This window comes from Zhongshania aquimaris (genome assembly GCF_019312595.1).
Taxonomy (GTDB): Bacteria; Pseudomonadota; Gammaproteobacteria; order Pseudomonadales; family Spongiibacteraceae; genus Spongiibacter; species Spongiibacter aquimaris.
The window spans coordinates 38,308-64,791 of record NZ_JAHWDQ010000007.1 but is presented as its reverse complement, the minus strand read 5'-3'; the positions used below and the strand labels follow the sequence as shown (position 1 = coordinate 64,791).

At 50.6% G+C, this 26,484-nt stretch carries 21 protein-coding genes; 7 read left to right on the top strand and 14 right to left on the bottom strand.

Annotated features, from left to right (window positions below; all coding sequences use genetic code 11):
- Positions 1-30 precede the first annotated feature (30 nt).
- From KXJ70_RS18005 to KXJ70_RS17995, 3 genes are read left to right on the top strand one after another with little or no spacing between them, the layout of a single operon-like run.
- Positions 31-1,467 carry an aromatic ring-hydroxylating oxygenase subunit alpha gene (locus KXJ70_RS18005; protein WP_219044945.1) on the top strand — a complete coding sequence of 479 codons (1,437 nt, stop codon included), beginning with the start codon at positions 31-33 and terminating at the stop codon, positions 1,465-1,467.
- Positions 1,468-1,515: 48 nt separating this feature from the next.
- On the top strand, positions 1,516-3,252 hold the full coding sequence (locus tag KXJ70_RS18000) for a thiamine pyrophosphate-binding protein (RefSeq protein WP_219044944.1): 1,737 nt from the start codon (positions 1,516-1,518) through the stop codon (positions 3,250-3,252).
- A gap of 26 nt (positions 3,253-3,278) precedes the next feature.
- A complete protein-coding gene (locus KXJ70_RS17995; RefSeq protein ID WP_219044943.1) occupies positions 3,279-4,709 on the top strand; it encodes an aldehyde dehydrogenase family protein in 1,431 nt (476 codons plus the stop codon).
- Positions 4,710-4,956: 247 nt separating this feature from the next.
- On the opposite strand, the gene KXJ70_RS17990 is transcribed toward KXJ70_RS17995, so the two are convergent.
- Complete coding sequence (locus KXJ70_RS17990) at positions 4,957-5,499, bottom strand: hypothetical protein (protein ID WP_219044942.1); 543 nt, start codon at positions 5,497-5,499, stop codon at positions 4,957-4,959.
- 401 nt (positions 5,500-5,900) lie between these two features.
- Positions 5,901-6,839 (bottom strand): alpha/beta hydrolase family protein, encoded by a 939-nt coding sequence (locus KXJ70_RS17985; RefSeq protein WP_219044941.1) that lies wholly within the window; start codon positions 6,837-6,839, stop codon positions 5,901-5,903.
- A gap of 108 nt (positions 6,840-6,947) precedes the next feature.
- Here KXJ70_RS17985 and KXJ70_RS17980 point away from each other — a divergent pair, with 108 nt between their 5' ends.
- On the top strand, positions 6,948-7,490 hold the full coding sequence (locus tag KXJ70_RS17980) for a TetR/AcrR family transcriptional regulator (RefSeq protein ID WP_219044940.1): 543 nt from the start codon (positions 6,948-6,950) through the stop codon (positions 7,488-7,490).
- A gap of 414 nt (positions 7,491-7,904) precedes the next feature.
- On the top strand, positions 7,905-8,369 hold the full coding sequence (locus KXJ70_RS17975) for a VOC family protein (RefSeq protein ID WP_219044939.1): 465 nt from the start codon (positions 7,905-7,907) through the stop codon (positions 8,367-8,369).
- A gap of 18 nt (positions 8,370-8,387) precedes the next feature.
- Here the strand turns inward: KXJ70_RS17975 and KXJ70_RS17970 are convergent, their stop codons facing one another.
- From KXJ70_RS17970 to KXJ70_RS17945, 6 genes are all read right to left on the bottom strand, one after another.
- Positions 8,388-8,972: a TetR/AcrR family transcriptional regulator gene (locus tag KXJ70_RS17970; RefSeq protein WP_219044938.1), complete on the bottom strand. Its 585-nt coding sequence runs from the start codon at positions 8,970-8,972 to the stop codon at positions 8,388-8,390.
- Positions 8,962-10,299, bottom strand: a complete 1,338-nt coding sequence (locus KXJ70_RS17965) for a DUF1302 family protein (protein WP_219044937.1) — start codon at positions 10,297-10,299, stop codon at positions 8,962-8,964. Before KXJ70_RS17965 ends, KXJ70_RS17970 begins: the two co-directional genes overlap by 11 nt.
- Complete coding sequence (locus tag KXJ70_RS17960; protein ID WP_219044936.1) at positions 10,299-11,195, bottom strand: outer membrane lipoprotein-sorting protein; 897 nt, start codon at positions 11,193-11,195, stop codon at positions 10,299-10,301. The genes KXJ70_RS17965 and KXJ70_RS17960 overlap by 1 nt, the downstream gene beginning before the upstream one ends.
- A 60-nt stretch (positions 11,196-11,255) precedes the next feature.
- Positions 11,256-13,823 carry an efflux RND transporter permease subunit gene (locus KXJ70_RS17955; protein WP_219044935.1) on the bottom strand — a complete coding sequence of 856 codons (2,568 nt, stop codon included), beginning with the start codon at positions 13,821-13,823 and terminating at the stop codon, positions 11,256-11,258.
- A gap of 238 nt (positions 13,824-14,061) precedes the next feature.
- The gene (locus KXJ70_RS17950) at positions 14,062-15,330 is read right to left on the bottom strand and encodes an MFS transporter (RefSeq protein ID WP_219044934.1); all 1,269 of its coding nucleotides are present in this window, start codon (positions 15,328-15,330) and stop codon (positions 14,062-14,064) included.
- Positions 15,331-15,376: 46 nt separating this feature from the next.
- Positions 15,377-16,444, bottom strand: coding sequence for an NAD(P)H-dependent amine dehydrogenase family protein (locus tag KXJ70_RS17945; RefSeq protein ID WP_219044933.1), 1,068 nt, complete (start codon positions 16,442-16,444; stop codon positions 15,377-15,379).
- A 190-nt stretch (positions 16,445-16,634) separates the two neighbouring features.
- Here KXJ70_RS17945 and KXJ70_RS17940 point away from each other — a divergent pair, with 190 nt between their 5' ends.
- Positions 16,635-17,477: an SDR family NAD(P)-dependent oxidoreductase gene (locus KXJ70_RS17940; RefSeq protein WP_219044932.1), complete on the top strand. Its 843-nt coding sequence runs from the start codon at positions 16,635-16,637 to the stop codon at positions 17,475-17,477.
- A gap of 56 nt (positions 17,478-17,533) precedes the next feature.
- Entirely contained in the window at positions 17,534-18,973 is a 1,440-nt protein-coding gene (locus tag KXJ70_RS17935) for an NAD(P)H-dependent amine dehydrogenase family protein (RefSeq protein WP_219044931.1), read from the top strand.
- Between the two features lie 207 nt (positions 18,974-19,180).
- Here KXJ70_RS17935 and KXJ70_RS17930 read toward each other — a convergent pair whose 3' ends face one another.
- The 6 genes from KXJ70_RS17930 to KXJ70_RS17905 all read right to left on the bottom strand — a co-directional run bounded on the left by KXJ70_RS17930 (position 19,181) and on the right by KXJ70_RS17905 (position 26,445).
- Entirely contained in the window at positions 19,181-19,471 is a 291-nt protein-coding gene (locus KXJ70_RS17930; RefSeq protein ID WP_219044930.1) for a DUF1330 domain-containing protein, read from the bottom strand.
- Between the two features lie 134 nt (positions 19,472-19,605).
- Entirely contained in the window at positions 19,606-20,436 is an 831-nt protein-coding gene (locus tag KXJ70_RS17925; RefSeq protein WP_219044929.1) for a TauD/TfdA dioxygenase family protein, read from the bottom strand.
- 48 nt (positions 20,437-20,484) lie between these two features.
- Positions 20,485-21,861, bottom strand: a complete 1,377-nt coding sequence (locus KXJ70_RS17920) for an aromatic ring-hydroxylating oxygenase subunit alpha (RefSeq protein WP_219044928.1) — start codon at positions 21,859-21,861, stop codon at positions 20,485-20,487.
- A gap of 36 nt (positions 21,862-21,897) precedes the next feature.
- On the bottom strand, positions 21,898-24,435 hold the full coding sequence (locus KXJ70_RS17915) for a TonB-dependent receptor (protein WP_219044927.1): 2,538 nt from the start codon (positions 24,433-24,435) through the stop codon (positions 21,898-21,900).
- A 50-nt stretch (positions 24,436-24,485) separates the two neighbouring features.
- The gene (locus tag KXJ70_RS17910) at positions 24,486-25,253 is read right to left on the bottom strand and encodes an enoyl-CoA hydratase/isomerase family protein (RefSeq protein ID WP_219044926.1); all 768 of its coding nucleotides are present in this window, start codon (positions 25,251-25,253) and stop codon (positions 24,486-24,488) included.
- Between the two features lie 10 nt (positions 25,254-25,263).
- Entirely contained in the window at positions 25,264-26,445 is a 1,182-nt protein-coding gene (locus KXJ70_RS17905) for an acyl-CoA dehydrogenase family protein (RefSeq protein ID WP_219044925.1), read from the bottom strand.
- Positions 26,446-26,484 lie beyond the last annotated feature (39 nt).

Below are 26,484 nucleotides of genomic sequence, written 5' to 3'. Positions count from 1 at the left end.
CAAGTGCTAAACAATAAAAGGTGAAGTGACATGAGTAAAAAATCTGATATCCCTTTTAGAGAACTTACGGATGAGGATTTGGCTGAACCGCTGACTTATAACACTGAGGCGTTCCTGTCGCGTGAGTACGTGGTTGAAGAGCGTGAGTTACTATGGGCCAAGGTGTGGCAAATGGCGGGGCGTTTAGAGGAGATTCCTGAGGTCGGGGATTTTCTAACTTACAACGTCGCTGAAGAGTCGATTATTGTCGTTCGGGTTGAGCCGGATAAACTTAAGGCCTATTACAATGTGTGTCCGCACCGCGGTCGTCAGCTAATTAATACCCCAGACGATAAAAATGGTGTCTGCGGCAAGAAGAAAAATTTCGTTTGCGGCTTCCACGGCTGGACGTACAGCTTAGAAGGTAAAAACACTCATATTCTGGATAAGCAGGATTGGAAGGGCGCGCTCGATGACGAGTCGCGCATTTGCCTGTCAGAGTTGAGCGTTGATACCTGGGGTGGCTGGATCTACATCAATATGGATCCGGAGTGCGAACCCTTGCTGGAATTTCTCGGCGAAGTAGATCGCATATTAAGTCCCTTTCAATTTGAAAAAATGCGCTTTAAATGGCGGCAGTGGGCGGTGTATCCCTGCAATTGGAAAACCGCAATTGAAGCCTTTATGGAGCCCTATCATGTGTCGGGAACCCATAGCCAGCTGCTGAAATACGGCCAGTTTTACGCCTATAGCAAACCCTATGGACTACACGGTGTAAGTGGTTTTGATGAGCGGGATGCCAGTCAAAAAACCAGTCAAAGTTCAGGCGTAGCGCGTGCCGGTTTAGGTGATCCGCGTATCTCAACCTATGAATTGGCGCGAGAGAATTACGAGACCGTGAATTTCTCGGCCTCGACCGAAACCTTGATCAATGCTGCGAGCCGCTTACAGCATGAGCTGCCCGAGGGCACACCAGTACAAGAGGTAATGGCGCACTGGATGAAGTCAGCGAAAGCGGACGATGCCGCGCGCGGTGTTATCTGGCCGGAATTGACACCAGCACAGCAGTCAGAGGCTGGCTTGGCCTGGAGTTTATTTCCCAACCAAACTATTTTGCAGGGTGTGACTTTCGCGCTGTGTTACCGCACCCGTCCCTACGGTGATGACCCCAATAAATGCATTTTTGAATCCTATGCGCTAGAGCGTTACCCAGAGGGTGAAGAGCCCGAAACGGAATGGGTTTACGCTGAGCCGACCGGTGATAAGTGGGGTAAGGTACTTGCGCAAGATTTTGCCAATATGGAGTGGGTGCAAAAGGGCATGAAATCACGGGGCTTCCGCGGCACATTGCCCAACCCTCATCAAGAGCAAAAAATCACCAATTTCCATCGTCACTTAGCGCGTTTTATGGGTAAGGATTCGATTCGATTACTTGATGAAAAGGCGCCGACGGACTCGGGAAAAAAGAAAAAGAAATCTAAAAAATAAGCCTGCCATTGTCGGCTGCTGCCGATGCAAATAATGTTGGAGTTTTGTATGTCGGTCCCTGTTTATGAGCGCATTGTAGATTTACTTGAAGTTGAGGGCATCAATACCTTGTTCGGTATTCCGGACCCTGGCTTTATTCATATGGCAATGCTCGCGGAGCAGCGCGGTTGGAGTGTGGTTGCGCCACATCACGAGCAGGCCGGTGGCTTTATGGCGGATGCGTGGTCGCGAATGACTGGCAAACCCGGTGTGTGTTTTGGCACCCAGGGCCCCGGCATTTCAAATCTGGCTGCGGCGATGATTGTTGCCGCCAAAGAAAATTCGCCGACCATCTTCTTTGGTGGCCAGCGTTCCAGTATTGCCTATCAGCGCGTGCGCAAAGGCCGTATCCAGTTTATGGATCAGGTTAGCCAATTTAAGCCTATGATGAAGTATGTGGGTATTGTTGAGGATGCCGATCAAGTTGACGAAGTTGTTCGCGAAGCGATTCGGCAGGTGATGACGGGCAAGCCCGGTCCCGCCTATGTCGAATTACCTTTGAGTGTGATTCATGAAATACGCGATTGGCAGCCGGTATTGGCAGCGGAGCAATATCGTTTGACCCAGCAGCCCGCAGGCGCGCCGATGATTGAAAAGGCGGCGGAGTTAATGCGCGCAGCGAAAAATCCGATATTACTCGTCGGGCAGGGAATGTTCACCTCGCGCTCCCACACCATTGTCGGTGAGTTGGCGAAGTTGATGGACTGCCCCATTTTGCAAACCTCAGGCTGCGCCATGACCATCAAAGGTATGGAAGACCGCACCTTTGCCTACGGCTTTTCGCCTGCGGGTGTCGCAGCGGCGGAAGAGTCTGATCTGTGTATTGCCATTGGCACCGAGTTGGGCGAACCCTTGCATATGGGTATTGGTCGCCACTGGGCTAAAAAGGATGCGACGCGTAAATGGATTTATATTGAACGCGATACCATGGCCTTTGGTGTGAACCGTCCTATCGACGTTCCTCTGGTCGGTGACCTGCGCGACATCGTTCCCCAGTTAGTTTCTGCCATGAAAGACACGCCACGGAAGTCCTCGGCAGAATTCGAAGGCTGGAAGCAATTGCAGAAAAGCTTTAAAGCCAAGTTGTTGGCAGAAGTGCCCAGCGGCGGTCAGCAGATTCATCCTGCGCGTTTTATCGTTGAAGCGACAAGGACCTTGCCAGACAACACCGTGTTCACCGCAGATGGTGGTTCTGTCACCATTTTCGGTTGGACCTACAGTCAGTACAAACCAAGTGATTTAGTGTGGAACCAGAATACCGGCCATCTTGGTACGGGGCTTCCGTACGCAGTGGGCGCGGCAATCGCGGCACCGGGTCGCCCTGTCGTGCTGGTAACCGGCGATTCGTCTTTTATGTTTCATATCGCCGAATTAGAGACCGCCGTGCGCAAAAACTTGCCAATCGTCGCAATTGTCGGGGTCGATAATGCCTGGGGCTTGGAAGTGGGGTGCTGGCGGAAGCAGGTAGGCCCAGACTCTCCAGAAACCGAAGCCCACTGGGGTAGTGGTGTGCGCTTTGACACTATTGCAAAGGGCTTTGGTGCAGAAGGGGTATATGTGGATCGCGAGCAAGATATTGCGCCCGCTGTGCAAGCGGCAATCGCCAGTGGTAAACCGACGGTGATACATGTACCGATTGATCCGGTTGCCAACGCGATGGATGCACCAAACTACGAAGAGTTTAAATCTTGGTATACCGATTTTAAACCGGGCTACGGCGCTGATGCAGCAGACGTAGCGTATTAATCGTATTGCAAATAAGGATAACAACCATGCGTGAATATTTAAAATTTTATATCGATGGTCAGTGGGTCGAACCGTTGGAAATGACCACGGTTGAAACCATTAATCCGGCAACAGAAGCCGTGTCAGGGAAAATTGCACTGGGTAATATTGCTGATGTCGATCGCGCTGTTAAATCTGCCCGCAAAGCGTTTGATAGCTGGTCGCAAACCAGTCGTGAAGAGCGTTTAGCGGTATTGGAAAAAGTCGCTAGCGAATACGAAAAGCGCAGTGCAGATATTGGCAGCGCGATCAGTGACGAAATGGGCGCGCCGATGGCACTTGCCCAGGGTTTTCACGTTGCGCTTGGTGGTGGTCATTTAGCGACGGCGATTGAAGTACTGAAGAATTTCGAGTTTGAAGAGCTGCGTGGCCAGACCATGATTCGCCATGAGCCAATTGGCGTTTGTGCCATGATTACCCCGTGGAACTGGCCCATTAATCAAATTGCAGTGAAAGTCTTTCCGGCAATGGCTGCTGGCTGCACGGTAGTGTTGAAGCCTTCTCAAGAAGCGCATTTTTCCGCGCAAATATTCGCGGAAATTATGGACGCAGCCGGCGTTCCTGCCGGTGTTTTCAATCTTGTGCAGGGCAAGGGTTCGGTGATCGGCGCCGAGCTCTCACGTCATCCGCAAGTTGATATGGTGTCTATCACAGGCTCGGAATTTGCTGGTATTGAAGTGGCAAAAAACGCCGCTGATACGGTGAAACGTGTTACTCAGGAGCTAGGTGGCAAGAGCGCATTGATTGTCTTGGACGACGAGCAGTTCGCCGCAAATGTCGGTAAAGGCGTGGGTGGCATGATGATGAACTCAGGTCAAACCTGCAGTGCCACGACGCGTATGTTAGTGCCCAAGGCGCGTATGGCAGAGGCGATTGTCGCGGGTAAGGCGGCAGCAGAACAAGTGACAGTAGGCGACCCCAAGGGCGAATTTGCGATGGGGCCAGTGGTATCGAAAAGTCAGTTCAACTCTATTCAGCAATATATTGAAAAGGGTATTGCTGAAGGCGCCACGCTTGTTGCTGGTGGTCCTGGGCGTCCAGAGGGTTTGGACAAAGGCTGGTATGTTAAGCCCACCGTATTTGCGAATGTCACAAATGAAATGGTCATTGCACGGGAAGAAATTTTCGGCCCCGTGCAAGTGATTATTGGCTACGACGATTTAGATCACGCCATCGCGATCGCCAACGACAGCGACTTCGGCTTGGCTGGTGGCGTCTACGGTGCCGATTTGCAGACCTGTCAAAACGTGGCTCGCCGTATGCGCACGGGTTGGGTATCGATCAATGACGGCTTTGATTTTAACTGTCCGTTTGGCGGCTATAAAAAGAGTGGAAATGGTCGTGAATGGGGTGAGCACGGCTTTACTGAATACCTTGAAATTAAGGGTATTTTGGGGTTTGTACCAGCTACTGAATAGCGTAGTTTGGATCAGTATTGAAAACGAGGTTTGTTTTTTTAGTCAAGCCTCAAAATAATAAAGCCCTGCATTTATTCAAAAAAATGCAGGGCTTTATCACATAGGCCAGTTGATAGATATTACGGAACGACGTCGGTACACCGTTATATACAATTTGCAATAAGCAGCGTGCTCACTTGTAAGGCTGTAGATAAGCGGTTTGATGAGTGCGGCTGGAAGTCGGCGGACCACTAGTCAGCTCGCGGAGCTACTGCGGTAGTCCGTCAAGTGGGCTTCCCGTACCCAGGCTTGGCAGGCCGCTCCCTTCGAAGTTCAAGTCAATGCTGAACATGGCGCCCATTAGCGTTTCGTAAAGCGGACGGGTGAGCGGTTCACCCGCTGCGACCAGCATTGCAGTCGGCTCGTCCATCTGCAGATAGGCCGGGAGCAGAATATCGTAAACCATGTCGGTGCCCAATACATACGCGTCTGCGAGAGGCGAGGCGGGAGTGCCATTGACTAATTTCAGTGCAAAGCCCTGAAGTGCGGGGTTTCCGTTGTTGAAGCCCTGGGTCACATTGCCTCCATCTGTGCCGTCCGGATTTAGCGCAGCCAGTAGTGCGCCCCGCATGCCATCCCCTCGATAGCCGTCTCCGCTAACAAGCGCATTTGTCGCATCGTCAATATTGTTAAAGCTGCTGAGCAAGATATTCGGGCTGAGGGCGCTGCCGCTGAGGGAGCCAAGTGGAATCTGGGCCCAGCTAGTGCCGGCCACGCCGGCGAGCAGCAGTGCGGGGATCATTCGTTTCATGAGTCTCTCCTCGGGGGGATATGATTTAGTTGACTATTTGGTCAATACGTTCATTTGTGTGAATTGGATGTGGTATAGGCAGGTGCGACAGTTTGTATTCCGTGTCTTATGACATAGTGCAAGCCTCTTGGGCGACACAAATATGTTTATTTGGCTTATGATTAATAGCGTGTAAATTTCAGGGTTAAAAAAGCGGTAGTTGGCTTCGACGATATCGTTTTACTAAGTATTAGATTTGAGGCTAGATTATACGCTGCAGGGATTCTGATGATGACTAGGTCAATAATCAGAAGCCGAACGCTGTTTTAATCATTAAATTTGACTGGCTTTAGCGCCAAGTACTAGCAGTAAATCTGTGCCAGATCGAAACGAGCCTAGCAGTTATCTACGTATCATTAATCTTATGGGGTTTGGTCGGCTGATGGCGTGCTTGCGTTTTCATGCGCTGCGACGACCTTCTGCGGGCTGGATTCTAGCCATAACCAATCCAATGTTTGTTGCCATAGGGTCTCTTTAGCTTTGTCGCGAAAAAAACCAAAATGGCCAATTTTTCCAATAGGCAGTTCATCCCTAGCAAAGTATCTATTTTCCACTACACAGGTGGGGAATTTATTGAGTAAACCGTTAATAGCAGCCACAGAAGCGTAGCTGTCGTCTTCAAAGCTAAAAGAAAGCAGCGGAATATTGAGCGCGCTATATCTAGATAAATCTAAGCCAAATCGCTGGGAAAATAGATAAGCATCCCCTCGGGCCCAGCGAGCCCACTCGCTCATCACTCCGGAGGGAATGTCGACATTCGAAAACCCTAGGCGGCGAGCGGGAAACCTGTCTCTCCCGAATGAAACTAGCGGGATGATTGCATTCCACATCATGCGCAGCCCATAGCGGGCCGGCGCTGGATACAAGTCCGGATTAGCTAAAGTTGACGCTACAAAAATCGCACCGTCAAGGTGAGCGGCACTCGGGGCCAGTCCGAGCAATTGCCCACCACAACTGTGGCCAATCATGAAATGTCGATCAGAACTCAACTTCTGGCCGGCGGCCAGGGCCGCATCAATGTCGTATCGCCCCCAGTCATACAGCCGGACATCTCGACCGCGTTGACTCGGTCCGGAGCCCTCGATCCCGCGATAGTCAAAGCGTAAAACCGCATATCCGTTTGAGCTAAGAAAATTAGCAAGTGCCTGATAAAAGCGTCGCGGGACGCCTAAAGCACCGGCAATAACAACGCTGCCGTGTAACGGCATACCCGCCGCCGGCCGTGATATGTTGGCGTCAAGATACGTGCCGTCTTCGCATTTCAGTTGGACGTCTTCGTCCGCGGGTGCTTGATTGTTCATGTTTTTTACCGGATTAAAATTCCACATACCTAAAGTATGCTGTATTCTATCAGTATGTCAAATACAAGTAGACGTCAAGAATTTGCCGCGCAAACACGGGCAGCCTTAATGAAAGAGGCGCGTCGTCTGTTTACGTTGCATGGCTTTCAAGCCACTTCGCTTGATCAAATCGCCGGTGAAGCACGGCTGACCAAGGGGGCTATCTACCATCACTTCAGTAACAAGACTGAGATTTATGCGGCGATATTCGAGCAGCAGTGCGTAGAGCTCACGCGCTTAGTTTCAAATGCCAGCGCCGAGGAAAGCGATGTCTGGAAACGCGTGCTTGCTCAGTGCGAGGCATTTTTCGATTTCAGCCGGCTAACCGCGTTGCCGCTGGTCCCGCTGCACGAAGTTATCGGCGTTCTGGGCTGGACACGTTGGCGCGAAATCGAGGAGAAAAACACTCTCGCAATTGTACGCGACAGTGTTGAGGCACTTATCGCCGCAGACATGCTCAAGATCAACAATGCAGAGCTGGTGAGTAGTGTGATCCATGCAACGTTGACCGACGCCGCGATCACAGCAGGGCGGTCCGGCTACTCCGACAAAGTGCGAGCTGAAGCTATAGATGTTGTGACACAGATGATTGGTGGGCTTCTCGTAAAGTAGCCGACCTCGGGTTAGGCGCCTTCGCTCCAACACTGTTACTCTCGCTGCTTATCAGCAGTCCATCGCAGCACAGGTTTGAACCGCATCCCATTTTGTGTTCTCAATAGTAGGCATCCAGTTAAACGTCGCTGAACTAGGTGTTTGAGATTGTTCACCGTTCGCTCTTTATACTAAGCTTTGACTCTCATCTAACCCCGCAAGCCATAAACCGTGAAGCGCATAAAAAAAGAATTACGGGGCTACGATAAAGATTTTCTGGCTAGTTGCGAGCTTGCAAGGCAGGTCTTGTTTTTTTAGCAAAATCGAATTGCCTATGACCGATAGTAGTATGGTACGTCGACCAGAAATTAGACGCTTAGCAAAACCGCGTCATTAAAATACACTGCCTGTAATTCTTAAAAGCGGAGGACTTCAATGTTAGAGGGAAAACACTTTCAAAATGCCTATGTGACGCGAAATATAGATAGGACGGTAGCTGAACTTCAAGCGTGCTCTGCCATTCGCAAACAAATTCAAACTGAGGTGACTGTCGATGTTTGGACGCCAAAAGGTCAAGACAGTATTAGTACTAAATTGGCGTTGTTATGGGTAGATGATTTGCAGTACGAGATCATTCAACCCATAGCGGGTGATGTCGATTTATATCAGGATGCTTTGGGAAATGATGACAGCGCGCATTTCCACCACATTTGCATGCGCGTAGATGATTGGGATGAATTTCGACAGCGCGTAGATCAACAGCCATTCCCAGTTGTACTAGAGGGTGGCAATGACGCACTCAAATTTATTTACCTGGATGCTCGCGCCTTGCTTGGACATTATTTGGAATATACATGGATGACTGAGGAGCGCTGGATACAAATGGGTGGTCGCGGCTAAGTAACTATCGGTGCGTCGCTATTTAGTAATGCCGCGTATTAATGCCAGCGCACTTTGAATAGCAGAGTGAGGAAAATTGATTTTCTCAGGCGCAATAGAGAGCGCAATACCAATACCGTCAAATACCCCACGGAGACCTGCTGCAATGGCGTCCGCGTCAGTGGCGGCTTTAAATTCGCCCTGTTTAATACCTAGTTGAATCAGTTTGGCGATATGGGTGTGTGCGACGATATATTGGGAGTTAATTTTCTCTCTGAAAATCGGTAGCGATCTGGCTTGAACAAAGAAGTCTAAAAAAATCTGATTGTAAGCACTCATTTCAATCATTATTTCTTCGCGACTGATGATCATTCCCTGTAATTGCAGATAGGCGGATTGCGTGGTATCAATTTGCATATTGACTGGATCGAGGACGTTGCCCATTAAGTGCTCCAGTACCCCAATCAGTAGGTTTTCCTTGCTGTCGAAGTGGTGATAAACACCGCCTTTGCTCAAGCCCGAGGCGCTGACAAAGTCATTCATACGGCTGGCCGCGACGCCTTTTTCCAATAAGACCTCTATGGCTGCGACGATGATCTTTTGTCTACGTTCGTCAGAATTCATATTTAATACTTAATGTCGCAGCTTTTTCAGCGGAAGCGACAGGAAGGTCTTTGCTTGACTCGTCCAAGTCGGCGAGGCTTAGCGCAAAGGCACTGCTCCAATAATCACTCCATTGGTACTCGGCCAGTATCGTCGCGGTGGCGAAGCGGGGGTTCGACGCCCAGTTTCCCAGCACGCTCATCACGAGGTTGTCATTTAAATAGCTGTGGCGCCAACCCATGGTAATGACCTGAATATCTCTTTGTTCGAGTTTATCGTTTTTAAGGTGCGTCGCCCACACACCGCCATTGAATATATGGTTGTCGCTGGTGGTGTATTCAAAACCTAAGGCTGCATCGTAGCGCTCGGTTCGCTCCGTGCTAAACCGCAGTAATTGATTGTCTCGGAAGGCGGCTTCGGCCTTAAGCAGCAGTCGACCGACTGCGATTGTACTGGCGACACCTACGAGGTCGAACTTAGCGAGTTCTGCTTCGACACTGATACCTGGGGGCAGGCTTCCGGTGCTCATCAGCGACGCGATAATTTCCGGCAGATAGTTTGCGTCATCGTCATTAAGTGCGCTGCCGCTATTATTGTTAATGACAGGCGTTGCCGCATTATCATAGAGCTGGGCATACATCAGGCTTATATCGTAGCGTCCGCCCTGCCATTTATAACGCAATCCCCATTCTTCCTTTGCGTCTTGGTCAAGATGAATAGCGGGTACGGTTGGCGCTATGGTGAAGCTCAAAGGGTGGTGTTGAAAAATATCCGTTTCCGCTTCTGGGGTGTAAAACGCTTGTATTTGCGCATTGGCAACAAAGCATTCGCCGACCAGCATATCTTGGGCTAATCGCACATTGCCGTAGTCCGTTAGCAACTGCTCGGTGTAGTCGAAGGGGGTGACAATGTCGGTGACAAAGGTGCCTTCGACGGTTCCCCAGATTAAGGTTTGTCTGCCTGCGGTGGCGGTGCAGGCGCCTCGACTATATTGCAGCCAGGCGCGCTGTAATTTGTTGCGTCCATAAGCATCGCCGCGGGCTTCGGCGAGGTCGTCTTTGTCCCAAAAGTAGCGATAGCGAGTGTCCAGTTTTGCATACCAGCCATCGGCAATATTGCTTTCGTACTCCAGCCGCACACTGCTTTGCTCGCGGTTCGGTTCGGCTGGAATTTGAGTGTGACTGTGTTCCAGGGTGGTTTTGAAACCATCCGTCCAGTGCGGCTTTGATACCTCTATTTCACTGGTGTCAAATGCAAAATCATCGGTGGCTAATAAATCATCACTGGCAGCGACGAGTGTGCTTGCACAGCAAAGGCCCAGCGCTAAAATACGGTTTCGATGTTTCATTATTGAAAATACTTACGCAGCGCTTCCAGGGTTTTTTCACGGTAAGCAAAGTCGGTCAGCGTGCGCTGAGTGAGAAACTCGTCTTCGACGGCGACATTGGTCGTGATTGCCTCGGTTTTCATATTTGATAGTCGCTGTGATTGTAGATTTATCAATGTCACATCGCGAGCAATCCACAGTTCATTTATTTTTTCTATGTTTTTAAAGGTGAGTTGCTTATAGGGCTTGCCGCGCTTGTCATAGGTCTGGGCCTTGAGCAAGGTGTAGCGTTCTTTGTCTACCCAATAGAGTAGCTTGCTGTATTCTGTTTTTACCGCGCGCACGGGTTTGGGGATGGCCTCTATTACCCACACTTCGCGATCACCGAAGGGACCTTGCTGTAAGATTTTGTAATCATATTCGTTGGTGTTACCGCTTTCCATATCTTCTGTGGTGAACTCTGAACCGAATACGGAAACTGGCTCGCTGTCTTCACCGGTGCCGCTGGCCATGCGTTTTACCTTACCCAGCGCCGATAGATAGAGCCAAGACTCGGTGTCGCGATTCGGGTCATCGTAGTTATAGGTCAGCATGCCTATGCCGCGTTCACTGGCGGGCTCAAGTAAAATAGAGACGCCTTTGCTATCTTTTTTATCGGGGCCGTACTGTTTCGAAACCGACTCAAGTATTTTTACACGCGGGGTTTCAACACAGTTGATTTGTTTATCTTTCTGGCCGAATTTACAGGTAGATAATTGTGAACGAGTGAGGCTGCCGTCGGAAACCAGGCGCTGTTGCTCGTCCATTTTTTCCATGATGAGCTGGGCGTTCTCTTCGTTGGCCAGCGCGGCGCTATTCAGCGCTAAGTTCAGTAAAGCGATGCTCGCGGCAGTGCTTAATAGTGTTAATTTCTTCATGGTTTCACCTGTTTATTCGTTATTCCAGCGTGAGTGTATTGTGGCTATGTCTCTATAAAATTAGCTTGCAGCTGCTTGCTCATTTGCCAGCTTAAGGACTTTATCTCTACCCATATTGGGTTTTAACCAATGCATCAGTGCCGGTAGGAAAAGTAAGTCTGATAGTAGCGCTACCAAAATAGCTAGTGAGCCAAATAAGCCGGGCTTGGCGAGCCCGAGGTAACTGGCAAAAATAAGAATGGCAAAGCCAAGCCCCAGGACAAGGCTGGTAAAGGCAACCGCTTGGCCGACTTCGCTGAGGGTTTGGCGTACCGCGATACCGACGTCGCCGTGTTCTATCCACGAGGCGCGATAGTGGGTCAGGAAGTGGATGGTGTCGTCTACGGCAATGCCGATGATAATAGGGGCAACAATCAGTGTGTCGCCGTCTAGCGGAATACCTAACCAGCCCATTAAGCCGAAGGTGAAAATCCCCGGCAATATATTGGGTATCATCGAGATGGCGCCAGCCTGGGGAGACCCCAAGCTTATGATCATGAGCACGGTGATAATGATTAACACAAAGCTAAAACTCTTTAACTGAGTCCAGGCAATATGGTCCATTAGCTCCACCGCCAAATTAAAGGTACCAGTAAGCTCGACGCGCATATTGGGGTAGTCGGCTCGCAGCGGTTCGTATATTCGCAGCATGTCTTGTTTCAGTTCTTTGAAAAACGCGGTGTATTCATAGGTGCCACCATTGCGCAACATAATAGAGATATGGCTGCTGCTGTAATCGTCGTTAACGGTTTCCCGTCGATCGGTCGGATTGGCATTGTTGAACATATACAAAAGTTGCGCTGTTAAGCGCGGATCGTCTGGTATGACTCGGTACTGCTCATCGTTATTGTTCAGTACGCTGTTGGTGTCTTTTACCACATTAGCCAATGAAAAGGTTTTGATGACCTTGTCGGCATAGTTGGCGGCAATGTGCTGTTGTAGTTCATCGGCGGCTTTCAGTACTCGCGGGTCTTTTAAGGCGTCTGCACTGCCAAAACGAGTTAGCACTTCCAGGCTCATGCCGCCCATCATTTCTTCATCAACTATTTTTAAGGACTGCCGCAACGGTGTTTCTTCTCTCGCCATCATGGCGGAGTTGGAGTCGATTTTTAAATTAATCGCGCCAATACACATGGCGATAAAAATGACGAGATAGCTGATGACAATGGTTTTACTTCTGCGCTCGGTAAAGTCGCCAATCCATATCATCAGTGGCTGTAAATCTATTAGTGGCTTCTTGCCTTGCTGCTTGGTCTGCTGTGAACCGCGTAGTTTTGGGTGCCACAAGTCCAGTGCGCAGGGTAGGATTGTGAATATTAAAATAAACGAAAATATGACAGCCATAGCAGAGGTGGCGCCAAAGACTTGTATTACTGGCATATCGGTTAGTGTTAACGACAGCATGCCAACGGCGGTTGTTAGTGAGGTGAGTAGAATAGGTAAGCCGGTTTTGCGATAGGCTTTTGTCATGGCGCCTTGGTGGTCAGCGCCCTGGCGACAAAATAGCGTGTAGGCGCTCAAGATGTGAACGCAGCTAGCGATGCCTACCGCCAATACCAGCATGACCGTTAGCGTCATCATGGTGGTGTAGCTGACACCTAGCCACGCGCCTGCGCCGATGGCCCAAAAGCCAGCGAATATCACAACCAGCAGTGACCAAAGTACCGCGCTTAATGAGCGGAACAGGGCCCAAAGTAATATGACAATGAGCAAGACCATCATCAGTATTAAGCCCGCCGCTTCGAAGACGCCGTTCATGATGAATTCCATGGTGACGGAGTTACCGACCAGATAAAAATCGAAATTTGAGTATTTATCCTGGTCGATAACCTCGTGAAGCGCGGCCATGAAATGCATATATTCGTCTAGCTGAACGCCGATAAATTCCACGTCGTTGGTTTCTGCGTTGGCTTCGACCTCCAGTGGGGAGTCGATTTCCAGGCCAAAGCCGAAGGCATCATCCTGCAGTAGATCGGTGCTTTGGGTGTTATCCGTGACGAGAGTTTGCTTAGGGACAGCGCCGATGTTGGTTTTTAAGCTGATACCGCCGTAACGGAAGTCATTAGAGAAAAACATCCGCGAAAAACTATCTTGCGTGATCGCAATGGCGCGGCGCTGCTCGCGCTCCTCAGCGCTGTTGGGAAAATCCGCGCCAATGAGTTTTTTGGAGATCAGCGTGTCGCCGTCGGAAATCTGGTAGCGCGCGTTGTACAGGCTATCAATTTTAATGATGCGCGATAATTCATTCGGCTCTGCTTGGAGGCTAGCGTCTTCCAGGTCCTGATGAAGCTCTGCAATATCGCGTAAGGCCTGTTCAGAAAAAACATCGCCCGATTTGGGTTGGTAGACGATATAAACATTGTCGTCGCTGCCGAATAGGCGCCGATAGGCGTCGCGAATGACAATGGTGTCGGCGCCTTTTGGGTACCATGCTTCCGGTGCCATATTGATGGTGAAATGTTTGCTAATGCCGGTCGCCATCAATATAGATATGCCCACAAAGATAAGCGTAATAAGCCAGCGATATGGCCTGACGGCCGTAGGAACTTGCTCAAAAAGATCATTAAGGCGATCGAGCAGCTTTTGCATGTGTACCCCGGGGAAAGTGGATTGTAACTTGCGAGCAGGGTACAGACCAAATGGTCGGTTTTCAATAATGATGGAGAAAGTTTCATCCAGTGTTGCGAGCTAAGATCTTAAATGTCGGGCGTCGGGCGTCGGGCGTCGGGCGTCGGAGTGGCGCGGGGTTACGCGCCACTGATGTGTTGTTAGGTGCTAACTTTTGGGCTTGCTAACAGTAGAAATGAGATTTCCAAATTGAGACGTGTCAGCGTTCCAATACGTCTGCAATGATGACCTCTTCCGCTGCAATTGCCGCTTCGGGTGGGTTTCCCATGGTAAATAGGGCGATGGCGCTGGCACCCATTAACACGGCGGTGAGCTGCAGGAAGGGCGCATAGCTGCCGTAGTGGTCAAATACCGCGCCAGCAGCAAGTGGCCCAAAGGCGGTGCCCATGGAAAGTGCCATCACTGCTGCGCCATAGAGCGCGCCGAAGTTTTTTAGGCCAAAATACTTGGCGGCGAGGTAGGCGATCACATCGACCTCGGACCCCAGCGTTAAGCCAAAGATCGCCGCTGCCAGCATTTGAAATATCGGCAGGCTGCCGTTGCTCAGCAAGAGACTGCAGGCGATGATAGGGATAATAAACGCAATCGCGCCGACGAGATGGGCGGGGTATCTATCTAGTAAAAAGCCGGTTCCCAGACGTCCAATAATTGAAAAGATCCCAATCAATGAGGCTACGCCCGCCGCTTGCATTGTGCTGGCGCCGCTGTCGGTGAGTATCGGTACAAAGTGGGTGACGATACCAATGGCGGTGAAGGCAAAAAAACCACCGGCCATAATAAGTTTGTACAGGGCGGGGGTGCGCAGGCCTTCGCTGATGGTAAGCCCAGGTAATTCTTTGGGTTTGGCTTGCGCCGTAGTTTCGGGCTGATGTTGATCCTGTATTCCTTTAAAGCCGAGAAATAGTGCGGGTAGTGCCAGCACCGCCCAACCGCCGCTTAAGCTTATATAGGCGCTGCGCCAACCAAAACTTTCGATTAACCAACTGGCGGTAAGCGGAAATACAGTCGCCGCCAGTGATGCGCCAGAGAGTGTGATGGCCAGTGCCAACCCACGGGATTTAACAAAGCGTCCATTGACGGCGCTGGTCCAGATAGTGGCCTGCACCCACAGCGTGGCGAATGCCAGTAAACACCACAAGAAGATCCAGTTGCTGTCGCTGCCAGTGGCGGTACTTAGCATGGCTACTGCCGCACACATGAGGGTGACACCGAGCAGCCCCATGCGCCGAGGACCAATTTTGTCGACCAGGATTCCCATGGGTATACAAAATATGGCGCTCAGGGAGGCGGCGATAGTGATACCTGATGAGACCTGTGCCCGCGACCACCCGAACTCTGCTTGAATAGGTTCAATAAAGGGGCCGATGGAGTAAACATACATCGTCGCTGTTGCGTAACCCAGCGCCGCTGTTAGCGGAACAAACCAGGCTTTGCGCCATTCTGACATGGCCGAATTTGCTGCATTCACGCTTGTATCCTCATTGCTATTGTTATTTAAGGTCTGTTGTTAGGCGCTAGCTCAGCGTGGCGATTATTTGAGGCAGGTCGACGATGGTGGCAATGCCGGGTTCTGCACGACATACACTGGCTATCGCATTGACGGCGCGGTGTGCGGTGTAGCCACCCATTTGCTCGGCAACGGGCTCATTGTTGCGCGGCATTCGCAGGGTGACGTCTAAGGGGGTGTCGCCCTCGACATTGACCCGCCATCCCGTTTCACCCAGCTCCCAAGGGCGATCCAGCTCGGTAGCGCAGTACCAATTGGCGCGAAATTTCAGAATCGTTTTATCGTTGCGGATACCTGCGACGGTGATACGCTGTGCGGCGATAGTGCCAGCTTCAATATACGCGTTATCTGCAATTTTTATGCGCTCTTTGGCATTGGCTGTTTCACCAAAAGCTTCTACTCGATCTAGTGCTAGGCCGAGGGCTTTAGCCGTTAGTGATAACGACTGTTCGAAGCATTGGCTCATATGATTCAGCAGATTTGCGTCGAATTCACCGCTGTCCTGGCGGCCGTAGCCCATCACATCGAAGACCATTTCAGGTGAGCAGGACTCGGGAATATAGGCGTACTCATCAATGGTTAAGCAGTCGAGTCTCCTCGATACCGAGCACAGCGCCAGTGGAATTGCCTCGGTAATAAAGCCCGGGCTGCTGCCGGTGGCGTGGATGGTAGAGCCCCCTTTTAGGCAGGCGGCGGCAGTGCGCTCCAGTATCGTTTTGTCCATAAAATCAGGGTTAAAGAACTCGCCCCGCGTGGTGACAATATTGATGCCGGATTCTAGTATTTTGCAGACGTCGTCGAGCACCACACCTTCCTGCATATACATTAGGCAGTCGGGCTTTGCGGCAATAATATCGTCGATACTTTGGGTGGCTTTGATACCAACCGGGGCAAGCCCACACAACTCGCCAGCGTCTTTACCCGCTTTGTTGGCGGAGTGTACATAGAGGCCGACAAGCTCTAGCTGAGAGTGCTGGATGATAGCGCGCAAACTCCGTGCGCCGACTTTTCCGGTAGCCCACTGGGCCACACGTAGAACCTGAATTTGCTCGTTGGGTGCATATTGTAAGGTCATCAATATTCGCCTTTCTATTGTTTTTGAGAGCTGCTGCTGACGCCATTTTGGGGGTGCTAAACCCTGTACTTTATAAACAACATAGTTGATTATATATCATTGATGCTGCCGTCGTTAAGACGCTAAGAATAATACTGAGCTAGTGTAAGGTCGCGGTTGAACACGAAGGCCTGAGTGGAGGAAAAATACAATGCGTGAGAACCCCTTGGATCTGACGGGAAGAATTGTGGTGGTTGCCGGTGCATCCGGCGGCGGTTTGGGGTCGGCTGTGACACGTATGGCCGCTGAAAATGGTGCGACCGTGATTGCGGTCAGTCGCTCGCAAGAAAAGTTAGATGAACATGTGGGGCCGCTGATCGAACAGGGCTTAGCTGTGATCACGGTAACCGCCGATGTAGAGGAGGAGGCCGGTGTCACCAAGGTGATGGACGCCGTTCGCGACGCCCCCGGTAAGCTGCATGGTTTAGTCACCGTGGTGGGGGGCGGGCCACCGCCAAGCTGGGGTAACGCGGGGAAATTGCCCCGCAATACCTGGCACGAGCTATTTTCTAAAAACCTCGATTCTATGTTCTTTATCAGTCAGGCGGTTACTGCGGAATTGCGCCGGCAAAAATTAAAGGGCTCTGTTGTCGCGATTTCCTCTATAACCGCGATTGGCGCTCAGCCTTATAACGTGGCGTACGGCGCAGCGAAGGCAGCGGTCTTATCGGTAGTGAGAACCATGGCCTTGGAGCTGGCGGCAGAGGGTATTCGCGTGAATGCCGTCGCGCCCGGCGCGATGACCTCGCCGGCGTCGCTATTACCGCCGAATCCGGAATTAGAGCGTCAAGCGATTCCCATGGGTAGAAAAGGTGATGTGGCAGAAATTGCCAATAGTGTGTTGTTCCTGCTATCTGATATGGGTAGCTACCTCACTGGCCAGTGTTTAACAGTAGATGGCGGTATCAGTGTGAAATGGTCGCATCTGCGCGAAGACAACACGCCCTTACTAATTACCAATGAACCATTTCTCACCGCAATGAAAGCCGACTGATCTATACAATTCGTAGATGAATTTTTATTTTCAATAAAAAAAATAATGGAAACGCGATGACTAATACCGAACAAGCGCCAGTGCGAATTGTGCAGTGGACAACAGGAAAAGTAGCTACTCAAGCAATTAAAGCTATTTTAGAACGGCCGAATATGGATCTGGTTGGCCTATACGCTTTTAGTGCAAATAAGGTCGGCCAAGATGTCGGGGATCTGTGCGGGCTGGGCAGAAAGATAGGTGTGTTAGCGACCAGCGACATCGATGAGCTATTGGCATTGAAGCCCGATTGTGTGGCCTATATGCCACTGCACCCCAATGTAGATCACATGGAAAAAATCCTGCGGGCGGGCGTAAATATCGCGACTACTGCCAGTTTCTTAACAGGCCGCGGTTACGGTGAAGAAGCTCGCAGCCGGCTAGAAGCAGCGGCGCAGGCCGGCAATGCCAGTTTGTTTGGCAGCGGTATTAACCCGGGTTGGATTGACGCGGTGGTGGCGACGGCATCGAGTCTCTCCCGCGATGTGAATCTCGTCCGCGTGACCGAGTCTTTTAATATTGGTATGTGGTCTGAAGACGCGAATCAAAATGAACTGGGCTGGGGCCGACCCGCCGGTGATACTGGACACGCAGCGGCTATAGAGAAAGCCACATTGCCCTTTGGCGATGCGGTTGAAGCCATCGCCAAAATGTTTAAATTTAAGCTTGATGATATCCGCTGCGACGTAGAATTTGCCCACGCGACCGAGGATGCTGATGTGCCTGGTCGCGATGTGCGCAAAGGCACGGTGGCGGGAATACTTGCTCGCTGGCGCGGAATTGCCGACGGTCATCCCGTGATTGAGCTAAATGCGCAGTGGACGGTTGCACAGGATATAGAGCCCGCGTGGCAGATTTTTGATTCGTATCAGATTGAAATTCTGGGTAATCCCAATGTGAAATTGCAGGCGCAGGTTTTGCCGGAAGATATGAGTCTGCCGATGGACGAATTGCTTGCCACTGGACATATTATTACCGCGTCGCCGGTGGTGAACGCTATTCCCAGTGTGGTTGCTGCACGCCCCGGCATTGTGACTTACGCAGATTTGAAACCGGTGACATCGGTGATCGTTCCCAAGGCGATTGCCATACCGCCGTTGCCACTGCAGGAGCTTGACGCTATCGATGAATCGTCGGTGATTGGCGGCGGTGTGCCGACACTTGAGTCGGTGGCGGGTAGTTGGGCTGTAAGCATAAAAGGGCCAACTGGTGCTCAGGAAACTCGATTGGATTTGCGAGTGGAAAACGGTGTGCTCGTCGGTGAGCAATCTGCAGCTGGCGACATCGCCCCAGTTAGCGATGTGTGCCTTGAAGGCAATCAATTATCCTGGGTAAATGTGGTGACTAAACCGCTGAAAATGAAAGTCCGCTTTAACGGGATTGTGGATGGCAATAAAATTGCCGGCAAAGTTAAGCCGGGGATTATAGGTAAGTTTCCGTTTGTGGCGAATAAGTTGTAGCCCTTTTTATTAAATGACGTTTGCTTAAATCCACTGCGTTACTAAGCGTGGTGATTGATAGCATAATTGACATCTAAAAGTACTTGGATGTTGTTGAGGCGGACTGTGTTAATTCCTCAACAGTAAAAGCTCGGGCGGATGTATTCAAGGCCTCAACGTGCGGGTACATACTTTAGCTGTTGCAGCGTATTTCGCAACAGCGCTTTATCAAGCTAGACCGGCGACAATGAAGCTCTGGTAACTTGATGCCTTAAGACGATACGGAAGCGCCTCTTGATACGCGGTACTGTTATACCAGGCCTGTGCCTCTTCCATCGTTGGAAACTCTAATATTACCACCCCTTCGGGTGGCAACCCCTCAAGACCTGCCACGTCGCCATAGATAACTTTCGGGGTCAGGTTACTACTGGCAATTTCGCGGGTAAGGCTATGGTATGTCGCGAACGCCTCGGGGTCGTGGATGGCTTCCTTCTGAATAACAACTAAGTATGCAGGCATTGTAGAGTCTCAAGATAGGCTGGTCGCGTGGGGCAATTTGATTTGGAAAAGGTGATCCAGCCTATTGATAAACTCGGCTGGATCAGTTTAGTAGCGTTTTTTGTTGTCTACATCACCCCTGCGATTTTACATTTCTACTCGAACGATTCTTCACCCTGTAGCTTTGTGCGTATCATCATACGCCCAGAGTTTGGATCGTATGGTGTGGCGCGGTGCATGGTGCCGGTGTTGTCCCACATCACCATATCGCCAACCGACCATGTGTGGCTGTAGGAGAATTTATCTTGGGTGGACCATTCACGAAGGCGTATCAATAGTTCCGCACTTTCTCTCGAAGACATGCCGAGTACATGGTGAGCCGTGCAGCCAATCACCAGGGATTTGCGACCGGTTTTATGATTCCACACCAATGGCAGTTCGTTTTCACCGATGGACATCATTTCCCGGGCTTTTTGCAAGCTGGGCTCTGGGTCGTAATACAGCAAAGAATTCCAGGCAGAATGTTCTACGCGGAGTTTGTCGAAAGTCTGTTTGTCTTCGTCGGACAAAGCATCGTAGGCTGCATAGGTGTTACAGAACTCGGTGTTGCCGCCGACAGGCGATAATACCTTGCCGGTGAGAATAGAGGCTAAAATTGGCACTTTGTTCATGGTGCCATCTAGATGCCAGTACCACGAGCCTTTTAAATAATCTGCCTTGGCATTGGCTTTGGTATCTAGCGTTACTTTGTAGATCAACTCCCCAGCCATTTCTGGAGCGAGCTCACCAAGAGTTTTGGTGAAGGTGATTTGTTCGTCTTCGCTGAGATTGATTTTGGGAAAAATCAGCACACCGCGTTGTTCCAAAAGCGCTCGAATATCGCTGGCGAACTCGCCGCTCAGCAAGTCTTCTTTACCCAGAGTCACTTCTGTTGCGATATGGGGACTTAAGTCTTTAGCTTTAAGTTTGTTGTAAATTTCGCTCATGATGTTGTCCTAAAACTAGCTTGATTGTTTAAGTGAGCTGAATGTTTTTTATCTTTGTAAAAAACGATCTAATTCTTGATGCAGATTCAGAATAATTTTTTCGTAGTAATCGGCTAACCATATTTGCTTACAGCCTTGGGTATGCAAGCCTTTTTGAATTTTTGGAATATTGGCGAAGTCCTGCCGTGGGATTTTCAGGAATTGTTCGGGATCGTCTGGATTATCCATGGCCTGCACGGTGGCGCGGGGAGTATCTTGCGCAGCGGGGTAGGTTTTGGTCGACATAATTTCAAAAATACAAGAATCGGGATCATCCCCATTGGGTCTCACCCGGTAAATCATGGCATTGCCCGCTTGCGGCAAAATCATTAGATTGGGGAATACAAATAATTCACCACCCCATTGAGCTAGCACCTGAGGATCGAGCTTGGGCATGGGACGCTGTTGCTGGGCGGCGGTCGAATAAAGTAGTTTGACGTATTCGGCTCCTAAGCTTGAGCCTTCTGGTATTGGTTTGTTTTTAAGAGAGCGCACCAGTGCAACGTCCTCGGCGAGAACCATTGCGTCCATGCCGTAGACAAGTAGATCAAGGCGGTCTGCCATTAAATCAACAGGATCACCCTCGACACGGGTATGGCCAGCCATAGGCGTCTTTTCACCGCCTAAGAATCGACCGTGACCGTTGTCGAAGTTCTCATAGAGATGATCCAGGTGAGAGTACTGGGGCGCGTCTTTCGATACGTCGTCGCCGAAAATAAAATCGGCGGAAGGCACTTCTAATTGCGGGTGTGTTGCCGGTACGTGATAGCCCTCAAGAAAGGCTTCCACCGCGACTTTCCAGTTTGCCGGTACGACCACTGATTTCCACCAATAGTGGTGCATATCACCTATGGCAAGGTCTTCTATCAGTTGCCCTACAGGCGCAATGAATTCAGCAAAGGGCTGGGGTGTTTTGCTAAAATTAATAAAAACGAAGCCGGCGAAAATCTCAACGGCGACTTCTTTGAGTGCGACATCCTCGCTTTGCAGATTGCCGCCACGGAATTGCTGTTGCTCTAATACGTATTGGTTTTTGCCATCGATTCCCCAGCGCCAGCCGTGGAAAGGGCAAATGATTCGGCATTTTTCAAAAGTGCCGGCATCTTCTGCCAAGGCCGTACCGCGGTGTGGGCAGGCATTGTTATAGGCTTTTACCGTGCGCTCGTCAACGCGCGTAATAATGAGCGATTGCTCGCCAATCTCATATACGGTGAAGTCGCCGGTCTCGGGAATTTCGTCTAGACGCGCAGCCATTTGCCAAACATGTAGCCACAGCTTTTCCTGCTCAAGCTTGGCAAACTCCGGGTCTATATAGCGACCACTGCGAATGCCGTGCTCTAGCAATTGCCAACTGTCTGGCCAGTTTTGTTGTTTGTCTGAACTCATTCCCGATTCCTCTTTATTACTTTACTGGGCCGTGTTTTAGAATGAATAGCGTAGACGTGCGCCATACTGTTTAGGCAAACCACTCATACGAGACTCGAAGCCCAGCACGCTGAAGGTCGCAGAGACATAGGTTTCGTATTCTTCGTCAGTTAAGTTGGTGCCAAACACAGACAGATCGAAGTTAGACCCAAACATCGACATCCACGTAAAGTTCATATTCCAAAGTTCGAATGCATCTAGCATTGAGAAGGGTGATGTACTGGACGCGCCAGCGCGTTGCTCACCGGTGTAAACATAGGTCACGCCGACATCCATAGAGCCCCAACTTACTGGCGTTGGCAGGTTGTACATTAATGAAGCGACGTAAGATTGCTCTGGTGCGAAGGGCAATTCGTCACCTTGGTCCGCAATCGGGGTAGCACTGAATTCACCAAATGGCCCAGCCGCCGCACCTATTTTCGCCGAGTTGTCTGAGTCTTGCTCAAGCAGCTCAGTGTCCAACTTGGAGTAAGTTAGGTTTGCGGTCAATCCATCGCTTAGCAGCAAGGTTAGCTCTGCTTCAAAGCCTTTGATTTCCGATTTGCCGGCGTTAAAAATAGCAAGTGTCTGTGCTGCGGTTGGGGAGATATAGCCCGTCTGTAGCTGCTGGTTGGTCAGCTCGTTATCAAATACGGCGATATTGAAGCGTCCAGGAATCGGCCCACCGAAAGAGGTTTTGGCACCGATCTCATAGGTGTCTACTTTTTCTTGGTCAAATACATCTACCCCTGGGTCAGCGGCGGGGTTAACGCTGCCTTGGCGGTAGCCACGAATATATTTGGCGTAGAGCATCGTTTCTTCAAAGGGGCGATACTGGAGCTCAAGTAGCCCAGTTGGCGCGTCGCTCGATTGACTTGGGTTAGATACTTGAACTGTGGGTGCTTGTGCAAGAGGACCGACAAAGGTGTAGCGAGTTTTTACCGCTTTTGCTTCGGTGTCGTCCCAGGTGTAACGCAGGCCGGTGGTAAGGGTGAGATTCTCTAAGAGGTCATAACTACCTTGCGCGTAGATCGCCTTGTTCTCATATTCAGTTCTGTAATCCTGTAGCAAGACGCTGCCAAGTAAGCCGCCAGTAATATCAAAACAGTTGTAGTTAGATGGATCGCCCTGCAAGGTCGACATATCGCAGGAAATCGTGCCGGCAGAAATATTGCCTGACGGACCGTCAGGTAGGCTGGTTTCATAATACAGGCCAGCTTGCCATACTAGGCGGTCGTCAAAGTTAACCCCTTGCAATTGAATTTCTTCAACCCAAGTTTCCTGGCTGGTGACAGGATAGTCTGGATGCGGCAGCGACACACCAACAGCGAACTCGCGATTTGGATCTGAAATTTGTGTTGGTATCAGCTGGATGGGGAGCAGATCCACGATGGGTCCCAGCAGCGCAGTGGTCACTTCTGGGAAGCGGGTACCGAAAATGTCAGAGCCGTTTTTGGTCGTTAAGTGAGCGTATGAAAAGATATTCTTGAACGTTAAATTATCGTTGACAATCCACGTGGTGGTATTAATAAAACGACGCTCTTTAATGGCGGTGATTGGTTCCGGTACGGTGCTGACAATATCGTAGTAACCGTCATTGCCACTCGCTTCTTGGTTGGCAAGCTGCTGCTGGCAACCGGGGCCAGTAAAAATACCGATTGCAATGCCAAAGAAATCTTGCGGCGAATCATTACAGGCGAAGAGGCGAGATGTGTAACCTGCGGTTTCAGAGCTTACCGTTTGAAATAAGGTGTAGTTGCTTACCTTGTCGGTGATATCCCACAAGATACTAAAGCGACCCGCGGTATAATCCGTGTTCCCAAGCTGGCTTGCGCCCACATTGGTGATGTTGTTGAGGTGGCCATCACGCACGTTGGAGTCTATACCAATGCGCATTGCCAGCTTGTCGTTAACCGGAATGTTTAAGGCGCCTTGCACACGCTCAGAATCGTAGTTACCCAGAGAGCCTTCTATATAGCCGCCAAACTCCTGACCAGGTTTTTCTGGAGTGAGTATTACCGCACCGCCCGTTGTATTCCGTCCAAATAGAGTGCCCTGCGGCCCTTTCAAAACCTGTACGTTTGCCAAGTCAAATAAGGTTCCGGGGCCAGCGCCGTCGCCGGAGGTTTGCGAAGTTTGGCCGCGGGGTGAAACCACTTCAGCGAAGTACACCCCAACCGATGCAGTGGTGCGCAGTTCTTGTGTGAAGCCACGTATCGAGAAGCTCGCATTCTCAGGGCCAAAGCGAGTGTTGGTTGTCATCGATGGGGTATAGATGGCCAAGTCGTTCGAGTTGGTCATATTGGCATTCGCAATTTGCTCTTGGTTGAACACCGTAATAGAAATAGCAACGTCTTGAGCGCTCTCTTCGCGGCGCTGGGCCGTAACCGTGACCTCTTCGAGCATCGAGGTTCGCTTCTTGGGTGTGTTGGCATTTTCGCCGGCGGCTTCCGCGGTGGTTTGCGCGGTAGCAAGGCTAGATGCTGAAATTATAATTGCCGTACCTGCCGCAAGTTTGCAGGCTGCTGCGAGTGGTTTCATTTTTAGATTTTTCATAGCGTACCCAAGTATTGTTGTTAAATGTTTTTATGGTTTTGTTGTTTCTGCTACTGGTTTTTCCAAACAGGTTTTCGCTTTTCAGCGAAAGCCCTAGGGCCTTCCTGTGCATCACTACTGTTGTAGCAGTGCTCAGATGCTTTTCGTGCAGCTTCCAAGGCGTCAGCGCGACCCATTTCCGTTGCGATCATGACGGTGTTGCGGGCAGCGCTGACTGACAGCGGCGCGCCCTGTAAAACGTCCGTTGCGAGCTCTAGCGCGGAAGCCATTAATTGCTCAGGCTGCGCTAAGCGATTGACCAGACCAATTTCGTAGGCGCGCTGCGCACTGATGGGTTTTCCAGTGAGGAGAATCTCCATCATGATGCGCTGTGGGATCATATGAATTAGCGGCGAAGCCCAAGGGGAGCTGCGGCCCACTTTGACTTCGGTAACCGCAAATGACGCCGAGGTGCTGGCAACGCACAGGTCGCAGGCTTGGGCAATCATCCAGCCACCGGCAAACGCCACCCCATTTACCGCAGCAATTGTCGGCTTAGATAAGGTGATATTGTCGTAGGGCATGGGGAACATATCTCTCGGCGGGACCTTGAGACCTTTCTCTACCATTTCTTTTAAGTCACCGCCGGCGCAAAACACCTTATCGCCGTGTGCTGTTAATATCGCCACCCTAAGACTTTCATCGTCCTCAAAACGTTGCCACGCGGAAAATAAACCCTGCCTTACTTCCTCGCTCAAGGCGTTGCGAGTTTCTGGCCGATTTAAGGTAATGATGGTAATGCCATCGTCGCGCGCTTCAAATTCTACTGCTGGATTCATAGCATGCGCCCTAATATGACTTGGGAAGGCCCAAGACCTTCTCCGCAATAAAATTGAGAATCATGTGAGGGCTAACGGGCGCGGTGCGGGGTATTAAAATTTCGCGTAGATAGCGCTCTACATGATATTCCTTGGCGTAGCCCATACCGCCAAGCGTTAGCATGGCAGTGTGGCAAGCTTCAAAGCCGGCTTCGGCGGCGAGGTATTTGCCAGAATTGGCTTCTACACCGCAGTCTAGGCCGCGATCAAATAATTTTCCGGCCTGCATGACCATGAGATTGGCCGCTTCAACCTGTGCCCAGCATTTCGCTAGCGGGTGTTGTATACCCTGATTCATGCCAATAGGACGGTCAAATACGATGCGCTCTTTGGCGTATTGGGCAGCGCGATAAATGGCCAAGCGACCAATGCCAACCGCTTCTGCACCCAGTAAAACGCGCTCCGGATTTAGGCCGTGTAAAATAATTTTAAATCCATCGCCTTCATTGCCGATGCGATCTTCCTCGGGAATAAACATGTCAGAAATAAATAACATATTGGAGTCCACTGCGTGGCGTCCCATCTTGTCTATTTTTCTGACTTCAACCTTGGCGCGATCCAAGTCGGTAAAGAAGAGGGTTAGACCCTCGGTTTTTTTCTTCACTTCTTCCAGGGGCGTGGTTCTGGCAAGCAACATAATTTTATTGGCTACTTGCGCAACAGAAATCCAAATTTTCTCACCATTGATGCGATAGCCGCCCTCGCATTTTGTCGCGCGGGTTTTCAGCTTGGTGGTATCTAAACCGGTGTTGGGCTCGGTTACCGCAAAACAAATTTTATCTTCACCGCGCAGTACTGGTGGAATCATGCGCTGGCGCTGTTCTTCATTGCCAAATAACGCTACCGGCTGCATGCTAAATACAGGGCCGTGAATGCTTGATGCGGCGGTCATGCAACCGCCAGACTCAGCCACAGCTTGCATCATTATGGCCGCTTCGGTGATGCCGAGCCCCGCACCGCCAACCGATTCTGGCATGGCAATGCCTAGCCAGCCTGCATCTGCCATGGATTTGTGGAATTCGTGGGGAAATACGCCGTCGCGATCGCGCTCCAGCCAGTAGTCATCGCTGAAGGTTGAACAGTGCTTCAAAACTGCGTCTCGAATTTCCTGTTGGTCGTGAGTCAAAGACTGGTCGACGCTGCTTGCTCTCACGCTTCTACCTCGCTTTTGTACATACTAGGCCTATCGCCG